16 protein-coding genes are annotated in these 13,140 nt (G+C 59.8%); 8 read left to right on the top strand and 8 right to left on the bottom strand.

Features of this window, described 5'->3' with window-relative positions; all coding sequences use genetic code 11:
* Positions 1–47 precede the first annotated feature (47 nt).
* Both H7847_RS19405 and H7847_RS19400 read right to left on the bottom strand, forming a co-directional pair.
* Positions 48–449, bottom strand: a complete 402-nt coding sequence (locus H7847_RS19405; RefSeq protein ID WP_227271135.1) for a DUF4864 domain-containing protein — start codon at positions 447–449, stop codon at positions 48–50.
* 57 nt (positions 450–506) lie between these two features.
* The gene (locus H7847_RS19400) at positions 507–2,093 is read right to left on the bottom strand and encodes a lysine--tRNA ligase (RefSeq protein ID WP_227271134.1); all 1,587 of its coding nucleotides are present in this window, start codon (positions 2,091–2,093) and stop codon (positions 507–509) included.
* Positions 2,094–2,267: 174 nt separating this feature from the next.
* Between H7847_RS19400 and H7847_RS19395 the strand changes: the two genes are divergently transcribed.
* Positions 2,268–2,636 (top strand): tellurite resistance TerB family protein, encoded by a 369-nt coding sequence (locus tag H7847_RS19395; protein ID WP_227271156.1) that lies wholly within the window; start codon positions 2,268–2,270, stop codon positions 2,634–2,636.
* A 52-nt stretch (positions 2,637–2,688) separates the two neighbouring features.
* Here the strand turns inward: H7847_RS19395 and dacB are convergent, their stop codons facing one another.
* Positions 2,689–4,197: a D-alanyl-D-alanine carboxypeptidase/D-alanyl-D-alanine endopeptidase gene (gene dacB, locus H7847_RS19390; protein ID WP_227271133.1), complete on the bottom strand. Its 1,509-nt coding sequence runs from the start codon at positions 4,195–4,197 to the stop codon at positions 2,689–2,691.
* 68 nt (positions 4,198–4,265) lie between these two features.
* On the bottom strand, positions 4,266–4,880 hold the full coding sequence (locus H7847_RS19385) for a nicotinate-nucleotide adenylyltransferase (protein WP_227271132.1): 615 nt from the start codon (positions 4,878–4,880) through the stop codon (positions 4,266–4,268).
* Between the two features lie 243 nt (positions 4,881–5,123).
* On the opposite strand from H7847_RS19385, the gene ettA reads away from it, so the two are divergent.
* From ettA to H7847_RS19350, 7 genes are all read left to right on the top strand, one after another.
* The gene (gene ettA / locus H7847_RS19380) at positions 5,124–6,779 is read left to right on the top strand and encodes an energy-dependent translational throttle protein EttA (RefSeq protein ID WP_227271131.1); all 1,656 of its coding nucleotides are present in this window, start codon (positions 5,124–5,126) and stop codon (positions 6,777–6,779) included.
* 3 nt (positions 6,780–6,782) lie between these two features.
* On the top strand, positions 6,783–7,136 hold the full coding sequence (locus H7847_RS19375) for a hypothetical protein (RefSeq protein ID WP_227271130.1): 354 nt from the start codon (positions 6,783–6,785) through the stop codon (positions 7,134–7,136).
* A 4-nt stretch (positions 7,137–7,140) separates the two neighbouring features.
* Entirely contained in the window at positions 7,141–7,689 is a 549-nt protein-coding gene (locus tag H7847_RS19370; protein ID WP_227271129.1) for a DUF6680 family protein, read from the top strand.
* Between the two features lie 151 nt (positions 7,690–7,840).
* Positions 7,841–8,158, top strand: coding sequence for a hypothetical protein (locus H7847_RS19365; RefSeq protein WP_227271128.1), 318 nt, complete (start codon positions 7,841–7,843; stop codon positions 8,156–8,158).
* 88 nt (positions 8,159–8,246) lie between these two features.
* On the top strand, positions 8,247–8,603 hold the full coding sequence (gene cutA, locus H7847_RS19360; protein WP_227271127.1) for a divalent-cation tolerance protein CutA: 357 nt from the start codon (positions 8,247–8,249) through the stop codon (positions 8,601–8,603).
* On the top strand, positions 8,600–9,139 hold the full coding sequence (locus H7847_RS19355) for a lipocalin family protein (RefSeq protein ID WP_227271126.1): 540 nt from the start codon (positions 8,600–8,602) through the stop codon (positions 9,137–9,139). The genes cutA and H7847_RS19355 overlap by 4 nt, the downstream gene beginning before the upstream one ends.
* A gap of 434 nt (positions 9,140–9,573) precedes the next feature.
* A complete protein-coding gene (locus H7847_RS19350) occupies positions 9,574–9,780 on the top strand; it encodes a cold-shock protein (protein ID WP_007117950.1) in 207 nt (68 codons plus the stop codon).
* A gap of 108 nt (positions 9,781–9,888) precedes the next feature.
* Here the strand turns inward: H7847_RS19350 and H7847_RS19345 are convergent, their stop codons facing one another.
* From H7847_RS19345 to H7847_RS19330, 4 genes are all read right to left on the bottom strand, one after another.
* Positions 9,889–10,143, bottom strand: a complete 255-nt coding sequence (locus H7847_RS19345; RefSeq protein ID WP_227271155.1) for a hypothetical protein — start codon at positions 10,141–10,143, stop codon at positions 9,889–9,891.
* 134 nt (positions 10,144–10,277) lie between these two features.
* Complete coding sequence (locus tag H7847_RS19340; RefSeq protein WP_227271125.1) at positions 10,278–11,267, bottom strand: ABC transporter substrate-binding protein; 990 nt, start codon at positions 11,265–11,267, stop codon at positions 10,278–10,280.
* 37 nt (positions 11,268–11,304) lie between these two features.
* A complete protein-coding gene (locus H7847_RS19335) occupies positions 11,305–12,144 on the bottom strand; it encodes an ABC transporter permease (protein WP_227271124.1) in 840 nt (279 codons plus the stop codon).
* Complete coding sequence (locus tag H7847_RS19330; protein WP_227271123.1) at positions 12,144–13,004, bottom strand: ABC transporter permease; 861 nt, start codon at positions 13,002–13,004, stop codon at positions 12,144–12,146. Before H7847_RS19330 ends, H7847_RS19335 begins: the two co-directional genes overlap by 1 nt.
* Positions 13,005–13,140 lie beyond the last annotated feature (136 nt).

Below are 13,140 nucleotides of genomic sequence, written 5' to 3'. Positions count from 1 at the left end.
GCCGGGCAAAGCCTTGCTTGCCGGCACACCTCAAGACCAGCCCAGAGCTAAGCACTGAAATCCGCCGCATCGAGAATCTGCACCCCATTGATTCGCCACCCGTCCGCGGTCATCAGCATGCGGTAGTCGAGCAGATGCCTCCGGCCCTGCTGGTCCTTTATCAACACGCGCTGCCAATGAATGCCGCCCTCCTCGCGGTGCTCAAGGTAGTCGACCGTTCCGGGCCGCCACACCATCGGGTAGCCTTGCGTGACCATGCGCTGAAAGTTCTCCGGCGTGCCGAAGTACCGCTTGAGCGCCGGGCTGGCGAATCCCATTGCCTTGGTAAAATCATCTTCCAGAAACGCAGACAATTGGCGGTCAATCACCGCCTGCATGTCCTTGGGGTTTGCCATGGCGGAAAAGGCCGCGATCGCTCCCATCAAAACGCCAATCAATGCTGCGCGCATCATATCTCTCCTTGCCCTATCGCCATAACAGTAAGTCAGGCAAAGCGCAGGGCAAGGTTACGCGCTTGTCGACACCAGGTCGCCGGCGAGGGCCGCATCAATCAGGGCAACCGTCTCTGCCACGCCGTAAAGTGCTATGAAGCCGCCAAAGCGCGGCCCCTGAGAAGCCCCAAGCAGCACCTCATAAAGCGCCTTGAACCACGCCCGCAACGGATCAAAACGCTCCCGCCCGCAGGCATAAACAATCGATTGCAGCGCCTCATCCTCTACGGGGCCCTCATAGGCTTTCAACTGATCGCGCAGCTCGATCAAAGCCTCGCGTTCTAGATCCGTGGCCGTCCGGTAGGTTTTCTGCGGCTTCACGAAATCATTGTAGTACCGCACGGCAAAGCCTGCCGCTGCATCCATATCCGGGTTGTTTTCCGGATTGGTTTCAGGCGCATAGCGCTGAATAAAGCCCCAAAGCTGCGATTTTTCCTCGGCGGAGGACACGCTGGCGAGATTCAGTAGCATCGAGAAAGGGATTAGCATATTGGATACGGGCACATCCCCGCCGTGGATGTGCCAGACGGGATTGTTCAGCCGTTGAACCACATCTTGCGTCGCATAGGCGCGCAGTTGCTGATGATACTCGTCCACCGCCTTGGGGATGACGTCAAAATACAGGCGCTTGGCGGTTTTTGGCTTGAGGTACATGAAGTACGACAGGCTTTCGGTACTGGCATAGGTCAGCCACTCGTCGATGCTCACGCCATTGCCGGACGACTTGGAGATTTTCTGGCCGTTCTCGTCCAGAAAGAGCTCATAGGTGAAATGCTCTGGCGGACGCTGGCCGAGGATGCGGCAGATTTTATCGTAGATCGGCGTGTTGGTGGAATGATCCTTGCCATACATCTCGAAATCGACACCCAGGGCCGCCCACCGGGCCCCGAAATCCGGCTTCCACTGGAGTTTCACATTGCCGCCCGTGACCGGCAGGGTCATCTCCTCGCCGTCCTCCGTGTCAAAGGTGATGGTGCCGTCCTTGGCGTTCACCTCTTTCATCGGGACATACATCACCCGCCCGCTCTCCGGATGAATCGGCAGGAAAATCGAATAGGTCTGGCGCCGCTCGTCCCGCAAGGACTTGAGCATTACGGCCATGATTTCATCGTATTTTTCGGCCGCCCGCAGCAGGATTTCATCGAACTGGCCGGTGTTGTAGAATTCGGTGGCCGAGATGAACTCGTACTCGAACCCGAAGGTATCGAGAAACCGGCGCAACATGGCGTTGTTATGCGCGCCAAAGCTGTCGTGCATGCCAAAGGGATCGGGCACGGAAGTGAGTGGCCGCTGCAAATGCTGGATCAGCAATTCGGGGTTTGGCACATTGCCGGGCACCTTGCGCATGCCATCCAGATCGTCGGAAAAACAAACCAGCTTTGTAGGGATATCGGAGATCTCCTGAAAGGCGCGCATGACCATCGTGGTCCGCGCAACCTCTCCGAAGGTCCCGATATGCGGCAGACCCGAGGGGCCGTATCCCGTCTCAAAGAGCACATAGCCCTTTTCCGGGGCCGCTTTCTCATAGCGTTTCAACACACGGCGCGCCTCTTCGAAGGGCCATGCTTTGCTCGTCATTGCGGCGTCACGGGTCTCAGACATTTTTCACCAACCTGCAGAGGCTGCATCCGGATGTGCAGACTTCCGCCCGTCCCTATTGCCTTGGGTCGGGCGCGTCAATAATCTGCGCGTGCAACCTTGTTTTGAAAGCATCCCCCCAAAGTGCCAGACACCCCCGCCCACTCGTTTTCCGCTCAGGACTGCCTTGTCGCCCTCATGATTGCCGTTTCGGCATCAGATGAGGACATTCGCACCGCCGAGCTGGTGAAAATCGAGGCTGCCGTGCAGCTTTTACCGATTTTTTCCGACTACGATCCAGACCGGATCACCCATGTGACGCAGACCGTCTTTGATCTGCTGGAGCAGGAAGACGGGCTGGATGCGCTGTTTGGCCTCATGCGCGAAGGGCTGCCCGAACGGCTTTTTGAGACAGCCTATGCGCTGGCCTGTGATGTTGCGGCAGCAGATGGCACGCTGGGAGAGACCGAATTGCGGCTGCTGGAGGAAATCCGCTATGAGCTCTCGCTCGACCGGTTGCACGCCGCAGCGATCGAGCGTGGGGCGCGTGCACGTCATCTGAAATGACGTCAGGGTGGCAGGCTGCCTTGCCGCCCAGATCCGACACCGCCAAACAGGTTCAAAGCTTGGCGGCAGTCTTTACATAAGCCTCGCCCCACCGCATCAACAGCTCGCGTTGCAGCCTTCGGGCTCTGGTTGCAAAGGTGCGTGCGCCGGGCGGACGCTCGCGCTCCGCACGGCTGATGCCGGCGCGGGTCTCTTCATCCGCCGCAAAAATGGCAAAGACCATCTCGCGCCCATCGACGGAGGTCACATACCCCGCAAGGCCCGAAACGAAATTCAGCGTGCCTGTTTTGGCCTCGACCCGAACCGGATGATCGTTCACCGGACGGCCTTCCCCATCCAGCAATTTGACCGGCTTCAGCAAAGGTCGCAGCAGCGAGGCATGCCCGACAGCGCCCAGGCCCCGAACCATGTCCTGCGCGGTGATGCGGCTCGCGCCTCCGAGCCCTGAGTGGTCGACAAACGCCGGGGATTGCATAGCGAGGGTCGTCATCGCCCATGTGTTCATCTCTGCTGCTGAGGCTGCCAGACTGTCGACGCGGCCGACGCGCGCATAGGTGGCGGCAAGACCCACCATTTCAGCGGTCAGATTGTTTGAGTACTTCAGCATCGCCTGCAGCACCTGGCTGAGCGGCGCGCTGTCCACCGCGGCCACCACAGCGCCTGTTGGCGGGCCTTGCCGCAGCTTCGGCGTTTTCAGGACCAGCCCGTGTGACCGTGCCAAGGTGGCAAAGACCTCGCCTGCGTAAAGACCGGGTTGGCGCACGGGCAACCAGCGGGCCCCGCCACTGCCCAGGGCCGCTCTGGCCACGGTCCAGCTATCGCGCCCACCCCGATCTTCATAGGTGTAGATCGGCGTGCGCCTTTCGACGACCTCCATCCGCGCGATCTGGACATCGGGCCGGTATTTGCCTGCCCGCGCATCCATGGTGACGGCATAATCTCCACTGGCGCGCGTCCATTCAAAATGCACCCGGTTGAAGTTGAGCGCGATGCCTGACACAGCCGGGCTGTAGCCGACGTGATCCAGTTGCTCGGGGTCGATTGATCTGATGGATAAAACCGGGCCCTCATAGATCCTGAACGCGCCTTTGACTTCGCGGATGCCCGCGTTTTTCACCCCCGCGGCCAAAGCCGCCAGCGCCCGGGTATCGGTGGTCGGATCGCAGCCCCCCACCAGCACCAGATCACCCTGCACCACGCCATCGCGCACACCGCCCGTGGCCACAACCTGTGTCTGGAAACGGTGATTGGGCCCCAGCGTATCCAGCGCGTAAAGCGCCGTGATCGCCTTTGTCACACTGGCAGGCGCAATGCCTGTCGCCGAGGACCGCTCCTCCAGCACTTCGCCGCTTTCGGCATCAGCGAGGGCAAAGGCAATCTCGCCCTTCAGCTTCGCCTTCTGGACAAGCGCGTCAGCCTCAGGTGGTCGAACGGGGCCGCGGGCTCTGGGTGGGCGTTCCGACACCAATGGTGCCCCCGCAAAGACCGGGGCGGCAGCGCTTGCCATCAGGGCCTGCAACAGCCCGCGTCGTGTCATGGTTGAAGAGGATTTGTCACGCATGGCAGGACCATAGCCTCAGGCTGCATCCAGAAACAACAGTTAGACCTCTGTCTTTTATCAGAAGTTTTTCAGATCCCTTTGGAGCTGCCCCAATCGCCCCGCGACCGGATGGCAGTGGACGACTGCGCGACCATGGGCACATTCACAAAACACCAAGCCGGCGCTGCGGCACGCCCAAGCTGTCCCGACGCATGACCGGGAAGACGCGCCTGCGCAAGAACCCTCGCCGCCGGGCTCATCCGCGCTGAAATACGGTCGCCGGGGCGCGCGACGACACCCAGAGGCACACTGGCGGCGATACGCCGCCAGTGCTGCCATTGGTGGAATTGAACCAGATTGTCGGCCCCCATCAGCCAGACAAACCGCACACCGGGATAGATCGCGCGCAGTCTGACAAGCGTCTGAGCGGTATACCGGGTGCCCAGATGCGCCTCGATATCGGTGATTTCGACACGGGGATGCCGCATGATCTGCCGCGCACGGGCCATCCTTTGCGCCAACGGCGCGGGACCCTGCGCTTTGAGGGGATTGCCGGGGCTCACGAGCCACCAGACGCGGCTCACGCCAAAGCGTTTAAGCGCCTCCAGTGTGATGTGGACATGGCCCTGGTGTGCAGGATCGAACGATCCGCCCAGCAGGCCAATCACCTGCCCCTGTCGCGCTATGGGAAATCCCTGCCGCACGTCTCTGCCACCTCCCCTGAAGGACAGCGCCTACAAAGAGCGCTCGGGCTGTGATGTCAATGGGTCCACAGGGACACCGACTGAAAGGGCCCCCGGTTCGATCCTTTCGGCCCGACTGCTGACATTGCGCCGCAAACCCCTTTACACCATTTCCTGCCGAGGCACCGCAACAGTTGCAGTTCATCCGGCGCTGCAATACCTAAACGCAAGTCACAGCCAAGCACGACCAAACGGGAGCTTTCCATGGCCGCTTATCAATATGTCTACCACATGTCCGGTGTCTCCAAGACTTATCCGGGTGGCAAGAAATGCTTTGAGAACATCCACCTGAACTTCCTGCCCGGCGTGAAAATCGGCGTCGTGGGGGTGAACGGCGCGGGTAAATCCACGCTGATGAAGATCATGGCGGGTCTCGACACCGACTTTCAGGGCGAGGCCTGGCATGCCGAGGGCGCGACCGTCGGCTACCTGCCACAGGAACCAAAGCTCGATGAGAACCTCACCGTGCGTGAAAACGTCATGCTCGCCGTGGCCGACAAAAAGGCGATCCTCGACCGCTACAACGAACTGGCGATGAACTACTCGGACGAGACCGCAGACGAGATGGCGCAGCTGCAAGACCAGATCGACGCCGAAAACCTCTGGGATCTGGACAGCCAGATCGACGTATCCATGGAGGCGCTGCGCTGCCCGCCGGATGACGCCAATATCGCCAACCTCTCAGGCGGTGAGGCGCGCCGCGTGGCGCTCTGCAAGCTGCTGCTCGAAGCCCCCGATATGCTGCTGCTCGACGAGCCCACCAACCACCTCGATGCCGAGACCATCGCCTGGCTGCAACAGCACCTCATTGACTACAAGGGCACCATCCTGATCGTCACCCACGACCGCTATTTTCTCGATGATATCACCGGCTGGATCCTCGAACTCGACCGCGGCAAGGGCATCCCCTACGAGGGCAACTATTCCGCCTGGCTCGAACAAAAGGCCAAACGCCTCGCCCAGGAAGCCCGCGAGGACAAGTCCCGCCAGAAGACCCTCGAACGCGAACTCGACTGGATGCGCCAGGGCGCCAAGGCGCGGCAGGCCAAATCGAAAGCAAGGATCAACGCCTACAACGAGATGGCCGAGACCTCCGAGCGTGAAAAACTCGCCCGCGCCCAGATCGTCATCCCCAACGGCCCGCGTCTGGGCTCCAAGGTCATCGAGGTCACGGGGCTGGCCAAACACATGGGCGACAAGCAACTGCTCGAAGGCCTCGACTTCTCCCTGCCCCCCGGCGGCATCGTCGGCGTGATCGGCCCCAACGGTGCGGGTAAATCCACGCTCTTCAAAATGCTCACCGGCCAGCTGGACCCCGACGCGGGCACCATCGACTACGGCGACACGGTCGACCTCAGCTACGTGGATCAGAGCCGCGATGACCTGAACCCCGATCACAATGTCTGGGAAGCGATCACCGGCGGGGCCGAACTGATCCAGCTGGGCGACGCCGAGGTCAACTCACGCGCCTATTGCTCGTCCTTCAACTTCAAGGGCGGCGACCAGCAGAAGAAGGTGGGCCTGCTCTCGGGCGGCGAACGCAACCGCGTGCACATGGCGCGCCTGCTGAAGTCGGGCGGCAACGTGCTGCTCCTCGACGAGCCCACCAACGACCTCGACGTCGAAACCCTGCGCGCGTTGGAAGACGCCCTCGTCGATTTCGCCGGCTGCGCCGTGGTCATCAGCCACGACCGGTTTTTCCTCGACCGGATCTGCACGCATATCCTCGCCTTCGAGGGTGAAGCCCATGTGGAATGGTTCGAAGGCAACTTCGAGGACTATGAGGAGGACAAGAAGCGGAGACTGGGGGCGGATGCGCTGGAGCCGAAGCGGTTGAAGCATAAGAAATTTGTGAGGTAACTGATGAGTGATAAGGAAGAATTCGCAGGTATCTACACTGCCTATATGGCTGGTGTCGCTGGGCAGGGTCTGGCGATGTTTGTATTTCGAGACGGTGTAATTGCGGGAGCGGATGTTACCGGTGTCGTCTTTTCGGGCAAATATGCTGTCGAGGGTGAAAAACTTATTGGAACTGTGGAATACAAGATGCCTGCCGACAGCATATCGATAACGGGCGCAGAATTCGATTTAAGGTCGAAACCAATAGTGGTGCCGCTAGAGCTCCCGATTTCATTTTCGGACAATGAGACTTACAAAATTGACACTCCAATTGGACCGGTTAATGCCAGATTTGTAAAAAATACGGGATTTGATTGAACCAATGACAGCAGAAAGCATCTACGCAGCGCTAACCCTACTGGCGATAGTAACTGGACCAGTCATTGCAGTGTGGCTAACCCGCTTGCTTGATGCACGAGCAGCCCGACACAATCGACGCCTGAATCTTTTTCGCGACCTCATGCAAACAAGAGGGATCCGGTTAGATCCGTTGCATGTTGCTGCCCTGAATATCGTTGAATTGGAGTTTTACAATGAGAACGAGGTTCGGGATGCGTTCAAGGCGTACATTGATCATTTGAGTGGACCTGCTCCGGAAGCAGCGAGTGAGCAAGAGCGCTTTTTTGGCCAACGCTCGGATTTATTCGTTGCACTTCTTTCGAAGATAGGCGCGGTGGTAGGTTACAAATTCGACAAACACGATCTAGATCGAAATAGCTATGTACCACAGGGCTGGGACGCAGACCAATCGTTGCAACGTAGAAATGCACAGCTACTCAACGGTCTTCTATCTGGTCAACGACCTCTACCGGTGACAAATTTCTTGTCACAGCAGAGTCCCTATCCAGAAGCGCCGAAAGTCGATGAGTAACGACGCTAGGCCCCGACCGCGGGTCGGAGGCCGTCTTGCAAACTGACCAGTGGACAGTTTGAGGCCGCAGAAGGCGATAGCCTCGGGGGAGACGCAGTCGCTCCCGTCACCGCAACGAGTTACGCAAAATCGAGGAGGTCCTGAGCGGTCAATGAAAACCACGGATACCCTCAACCTTTTGTTTCTGCAGGAGGCTCTGGCGCGCATCATCGACGATCACAAAAAGCGCGGTGAACATGGGGTCGATATTACGCAGACCGACCTCTATCATACCATTGGGCTCAAAGAAGCACTGAACCCTTACGACACGCCGTCCGACCCACTGCCGATGGGGTCTGTCGATGACGACCTGTCCGAATTGAAGAAGCTCATGCTGGACGAGGAGAGGCTTGCGACCCCTATGGACATGGAGCGCGTTGCCAATCTGCTGCGCGTCGCCGCCGCGCTGCTGGAGCAGGACCGGTCCTGACGAAAGGAGGCGTGGCGAGGGTGGTAAAATCCCGCACACACCTCCGCCGTTTGCCCAAATCACCACCCAAGCGGTTAGCAAATACGGATTGAACAGTCTGGTAGCACCCCCTACCCTCACCCCCATGCAAATCATCGACATACTCGTAAACTGCCCCAGCATCGAGACCGCCGACACAATCAGCGCGGCCCTCATCGACCAGCGCCTTGTGGCCTGCTCCAACCGCTACGCGCCAATCCAGAGCAGCTACCACTGGCAGGGCAAGCTCGAATACGCAGAAGAACACCCGCTGCTGCTGAAAACCCGCGCAGATCTCGCACAGCCGGTCGAGGACGCCATCCGCAAGCTGCACCCCTATGAAGTGCCGCCGATCCTCCGCACCCGTGTCGATGGGGCCAACACCGACTATATCGCTTGGGTCTACGACGTCACGCGCGCGCCATGACCGCTTGCCTCCGCCTCCTGTTCCTGCTGGCCCTTGTCCTGCTCACCGCCTGTGGCACCCGGTATCGGGACAACACGCAGCCGATCACCGCCCAAGCGGACTTCGACCCTGCGCGCTACCTCGGGACATGGTACGAAATCGCGCGCTACCCGGTCGCCTTCCAGCGCGGCTGCACCGCGACCACGGCGACCTATGGTGCACTTGACGCCGACACGATCTCTGTCCTGAATACCTGCCGCCAGGACAGCCCGGATGGCCCGCTCCGCAGCGTCAAAGGCACCGCTGACATCAGCGGCCCAGGGCAGCTCAAGGTACAGTTTGCCTCCGTACCGTTTGTCCGGGCGCCTTACTGGGTGCTGTGGGTCGATGAAACCTATGACACCGCTGTTGTGGGTGTACCGAACGGGCGGGCCGGTTGGATCCTCGCGCGGCGCCCGCGCATCAGCGACGCAAAGCGCGCCGAAGCGGAAGCCGTGCTACGCGCCAATGGCTACGATCCCGCAGCCCTGCTCAATGTGCAACATCCTGCGGATTAAAAAAACGGGTCGGCAGAACCGACCCGCTATAGTAGAAAGGACCACACGGAGGAAGAGAGCCGCGCCGTCCACCGAAAAATGCAAGGTCCCAAGCGTCGCCCTGATCTGACGAGGGGAGCATCTTGCCCAATCATCCAAGCATATGGCGGCCCAACCCGTCTGTGATAGAGGTCACAGAAGCGGCACAAAGCTGGGTCGAAACGCACCATGGGCAGCAAGGTGCAAGGGAAATCCGCCTGCTGCGCACGAGCGTTTTCGTGCCGACCCGCCCCGGCAACATCTTGCAGCAACGGCACATTTCATATATATAGCACCCGCACACTACGTCTCTTTCGACCTGCTCTCGCTGAAACGGCGCTCAGAACTCGATCAAGATCAACTGCGCCGAGTTATCGCACGCACGCGGATAGCATAATTTCAAGGAGACACGGGAAATGGCCACTGGCACCGTGAAATGGTTCAACACAACAAAAGGCTTCGGCTTTATCGCACCCGACGGCGGCAGCAAGGACGTATTCGTCCACATATCTGCCGTTGAGCGCGCAGGGCTGACAGGTCTGGCGGACAATCAGAAGGTGACTTTTGATATCGAAGCAGGCCGGGACGGTCGCGAATCTGCGACTAACATCGCGCTCGCCTGATAGCTCAAAGAGCCTCTAAACGACCAAAGCCGGCGCTGAGACGTGCCGGCTTTTGCCTTTTTGCGGTAGCGGTTCGACCTGGTGCAGATCAGACGGTCCGTGGACGCGCTACAAAAGAACGCGCCAGATGAGCAGACTGGGCAGCAAAAACGCGAATCCGATGCAAAACAGCTTTGCAGCATGGCTGATCTTGCCAAACGTGCCCCGACCCAACGCACCTTCGCCATAGCCAAGAGCCGCAGCCATCACCGCATATCCACGGGCAGCGCGGCGGGTATCCATCGCCTTGATCGACCGCAACGCCGTCTGGTTGACCTGTTGCTGGCGCTCTTTTTCGCTTAGCTGCGTTTCCAGATTTTCCATATTACTCAAATCGAACACTCCACTCTTCTTGGCTTAAGTCTCGAAATGGGGTCCAAAACAATAAAGTCCAGTGCATCGCATTGAAAAAGGCCGGGGTTTCCCGCCGGCCTTTCGCAGTTCGTGCAGTTTCCCGCTCAGTTCAATGCCTGATCCGTGATGACATGTGTCCAGGCGCCTTCCGGTGCTTTGGAAATAACCGGGTCGGACCCACCCGACAAAAGCGAGGCGACCGTCCGCTCATAGTCCGCCGGATCAAGCGCACCGTTGCTGCCCGCGGTCAGCTTGGCAATCTCGCCCATCATACGCTTTTGATGCTCTTCGGTTTGTGCTCCGCTGGCGTCGTTATCCAGCACGATCTCGGCGGCTTCGTCCGGGTTCGCCTCGGCGTATTTCCAGCCCTTCATCGACGCCCGCACAAAGCGGACCATCTTGTCCTCGAAGGCGGGATCTTCCAGCCGCTCTTCCAGCACGTAGAGCCCGTCTTCCAGGGTTGCGACGCCCTGGTCTTCGTACTTGAAGACCGTCAGATCATCCGGTGTCAGACCCGCATCGATCACTTGCCAATACTCGTTGTACGTCATGGTCGAGACGCAGGCCGCCTGCCCCTGCAGGAGCGGGTCCACGTTGAACCCCTGCTTGAGCACGGTGACACCGTTGTCTGAGCCGTCCGTGGGAATGTCGAGCTTGTTCATCCAGCTCAGGAAGGGAAATTCATTGCCAAAGAACCAGACGCCAAGGGTCTTGCCTGCAAAGTCATCGGTGCTTTCGACACCGGCATCCTTGCGGCAGGTCAGCATCATGCCCGACGACTTGAAGGGCTGGGCGATGTTGACCATCGGCAACCCCTTTTCACGCGCCGACAGGGCGGAGGGCATCCAGTCAACTGTCACATCCGCACCACCCCCGGCGAGCACCTGCGTCGGGGCGATGTCCGGCCCACCGGGCTTGATCGTGACGTTGAGGTCTTCTTCTTCGTAGAAACCCTTGTCGAGGGCCACGTAGTAGCCTGCAAACTGGGCCTGCGTCACCCATTTGAGCTGCAAGGTCACGTCATCCGCGGCATGTGCCGCAGCGCCCCAGAGGCCCAGGGCCACCCCGGCTGCCAGTGTTGTCATCTTCTTCATCATACTCTCCTTAGTTGGTTTTGTTTTTTTGTTTTGGTCAGTGATGTTGGGACGGATGCCAGAAGGTCACCGCCCGTTCGATCAGGGCAATGGCCCCGTAGAACGCCGAGCCCGCAACCGCTGCGACAACAATTTCGGCCCACACGAGGTCAAGCGCAAGCTGTCCAACGGAGGTGGAAATGCGAAAGCCCATCCCGCGGATCGGAGAGCCGAAAAATTCAGCAACGATCGCACCGATCAACGCCAGCGTACTTGCGATCTTGAGGCCATTAAAGACAAAAGGCATCGCCGCAGGCAGGCGCAGTTTCAGCAAGGTCGTCCAATAGCCGGCCGCGTAGGTCCGCATCAGGTCCTTTTGCATGGCCGTGGCCGAGGTGAGGCCCTGTACCGTGTTCACCAGCACCGGGAAAAACACCATCACTACCACAACCGCGGCCTTGGACTGCCAGTCAAAGCCGAACCACATCACAAGGATCGGGGCCATGCCGATCACCGGCAGCGCTGCGACAAAGTTGCCAACGGGCAAGAGGCCGCGCCGCAGGAAATCAAACCTGTCCACCAGAATGGCGATCAAAAAGGCAGATCCGCAGCCCAAGACATAGCCCGACAAAGCGCCCTTGATGACCGTTTGCACGAAGTCCTCCCACAAGATCGCGGTTGAAGCGGCGAACCGGAGGGCAATCATGCTGGGGGCGGGCAACAGGACCGGGCTGATCTCAAGGCCGCGCACCACGCCTTCCCAGATGGCGATCAGGGTGAGCCCAAACAGGACCGGCACCGCCAGCGAGGTGAGCCGCGTGGGCGGCAGGCGAGCCATCCAGGTGTTCAGCCACCACCCGCCGGCCCAGACACCAAAGGCAAAAACCAGCCAGCCCATCACGCCATCCCCATCCGCTTCAGGGTGATGCGCTGGATCAGGCCGACAAGGCTGACAAGGGCTGCCGCGAGGGCTGCGGCCATCAGCAGCGCCGACCAGATCTGGATCGTCTGACCAAAGTAGCTGCCCGCCAGCAGGCGCGCGCCCAAGCCTGCGACAGCGCCTGTCGGCAGCTCCCCGACAATCGCGCCGACAAGGGAGGCCGCCATCGCGACCTTGAGCGAGGTAAAGAGGTAGGGCATCGAAGACGGCAGTCGCAACCGCCAGAAGGTCTGCGCAGGCGATGCATTCCACGTCCGCATCTGGTCAAGCTGCATTGCATCGGGCGACCGCAGCCCCTTGACCATGCCCACGACCACCGGAAAGAACGACAGATACATCGAGATCATCGCCTTGGGCAGCAGGCCTGAGATCCCCACCGCATTCAGCACCACGATAATCATCGGGGCCAGCGCAAGGATGGGGATGGTCTGACTGGCAATGACCCAAGGCATCACCGACATATCCATCGTCCTGTTGTAGACAATCCCGATGGCCAGCGCGATGCCCAGCCCCGTCCCCAGCGCAAACCCCAGCAGCGTCGCACTCAGCGTGATCCAGCTGTGATAGATCAGCGACCGCTTGGAGGTGATGTTTTTCTCGACCGTGGTCTCCCATATCTCGATCCCCACCTGATGGGGGGCGGGCAGCTTGGGTTTGTCCTGGCTCCAGGTGTCCGCGATCAGCGTTTGCAGGGTCAGCACCTCACCCGAGCGCGTGGCCTTGTCATAGGCCCAAGGGGCGTTCAGCCAGATGGCTGCCAGATACCAGACCGCGAAGATACCCGTGACCACGGTCAGAACAGGGACAAAGCTACGCATATGCCCTCCCGCTCCGCCAGAACCAGACGGCTGCGGAGATGGCAACCACGAACACCAGAGCCATCATCCACATGGTACCAGCCGCATCCGGGCATTGGTTTGCGGGCATCTCCCAGCACTGTAGGTCCCGATAGTG

The sequence above is a fragment of the Roseobacter weihaiensis genome, assembly GCF_020622345.1.
GTDB classification, from domain to species: domain Bacteria; phylum Pseudomonadota; class Alphaproteobacteria; order Rhodobacterales; family Rhodobacteraceae; genus Roseobacter; species Roseobacter weihaiensis.
The sequence above is the reverse complement of the archived record's forward strand: the minus strand, read 5'-3'. Positions and strand labels throughout refer to the sequence as shown.

Excerpts from the sequence above, each read along its gene's own strand:
- H7847_RS19405 (WP_227271135.1), bottom strand. The coding sequence starts at position 449 with ATGCGCGCAGCATTGATTGGCGTTTTGATGGGAGCGATCGCGGCCTTT.
- H7847_RS19400 (WP_227271134.1), bottom strand. The coding sequence starts at position 2,093 with ATGTCTGAGACCCGTGACGCCGCAATGACGAGCAAAGCATGGCCCTTC.
- H7847_RS19395 (WP_227271156.1), top strand. The coding sequence starts at position 2,268 with ATGATTGCCGTTTCGGCATCAGATGAGGACATTCGCACCGCCGAGCTG.
- dacB (WP_227271133.1), bottom strand. The coding sequence starts at position 4,197 with ATGCGTGACAAATCCTCTTCAACCATGACACGACGCGGGCTGTTGCAG.
- ettA (WP_227271131.1), top strand. The coding sequence starts at position 5,124 with ATGGCCGCTTATCAATATGTCTACCACATGTCCGGTGTCTCCAAGACT.
- H7847_RS19375 (WP_227271130.1), top strand. The coding sequence starts at position 6,783 with ATGAGTGATAAGGAAGAATTCGCAGGTATCTACACTGCCTATATGGCT.
- H7847_RS19370 (WP_227271129.1), top strand. The coding sequence starts at position 7,141 with ATGACAGCAGAAAGCATCTACGCAGCGCTAACCCTACTGGCGATAGTA.
- H7847_RS19365 (WP_227271128.1), top strand. The coding sequence starts at position 7,841 with ATGAAAACCACGGATACCCTCAACCTTTTGTTTCTGCAGGAGGCTCTG.
- H7847_RS19355 (WP_227271126.1), top strand. The coding sequence starts at position 8,600 with ATGACCGCTTGCCTCCGCCTCCTGTTCCTGCTGGCCCTTGTCCTGCTC.
- H7847_RS19350 (WP_007117950.1), top strand. The coding sequence starts at position 9,574 with ATGGCCACTGGCACCGTGAAATGGTTCAACACAACAAAAGGCTTCGGC.
- H7847_RS19345 (WP_227271155.1), bottom strand. The coding sequence starts at position 10,143 with ATGGAAAATCTGGAAACGCAGCTAAGCGAAAAAGAGCGCCAGCAACAG.
- H7847_RS19340 (WP_227271125.1), bottom strand. The coding sequence starts at position 11,267 with ATGAAGAAGATGACAACACTGGCAGCCGGGGTGGCCCTGGGCCTCTGG.
- H7847_RS19335 (WP_227271124.1), bottom strand. The coding sequence starts at position 12,144 with ATGGGCTGGCTGGTTTTTGCCTTTGGTGTCTGGGCCGGCGGGTGGTGG.
- H7847_RS19330 (WP_227271123.1), bottom strand. The coding sequence starts at position 13,004 with ATGCGTAGCTTTGTCCCTGTTCTGACCGTGGTCACGGGTATCTTCGCG.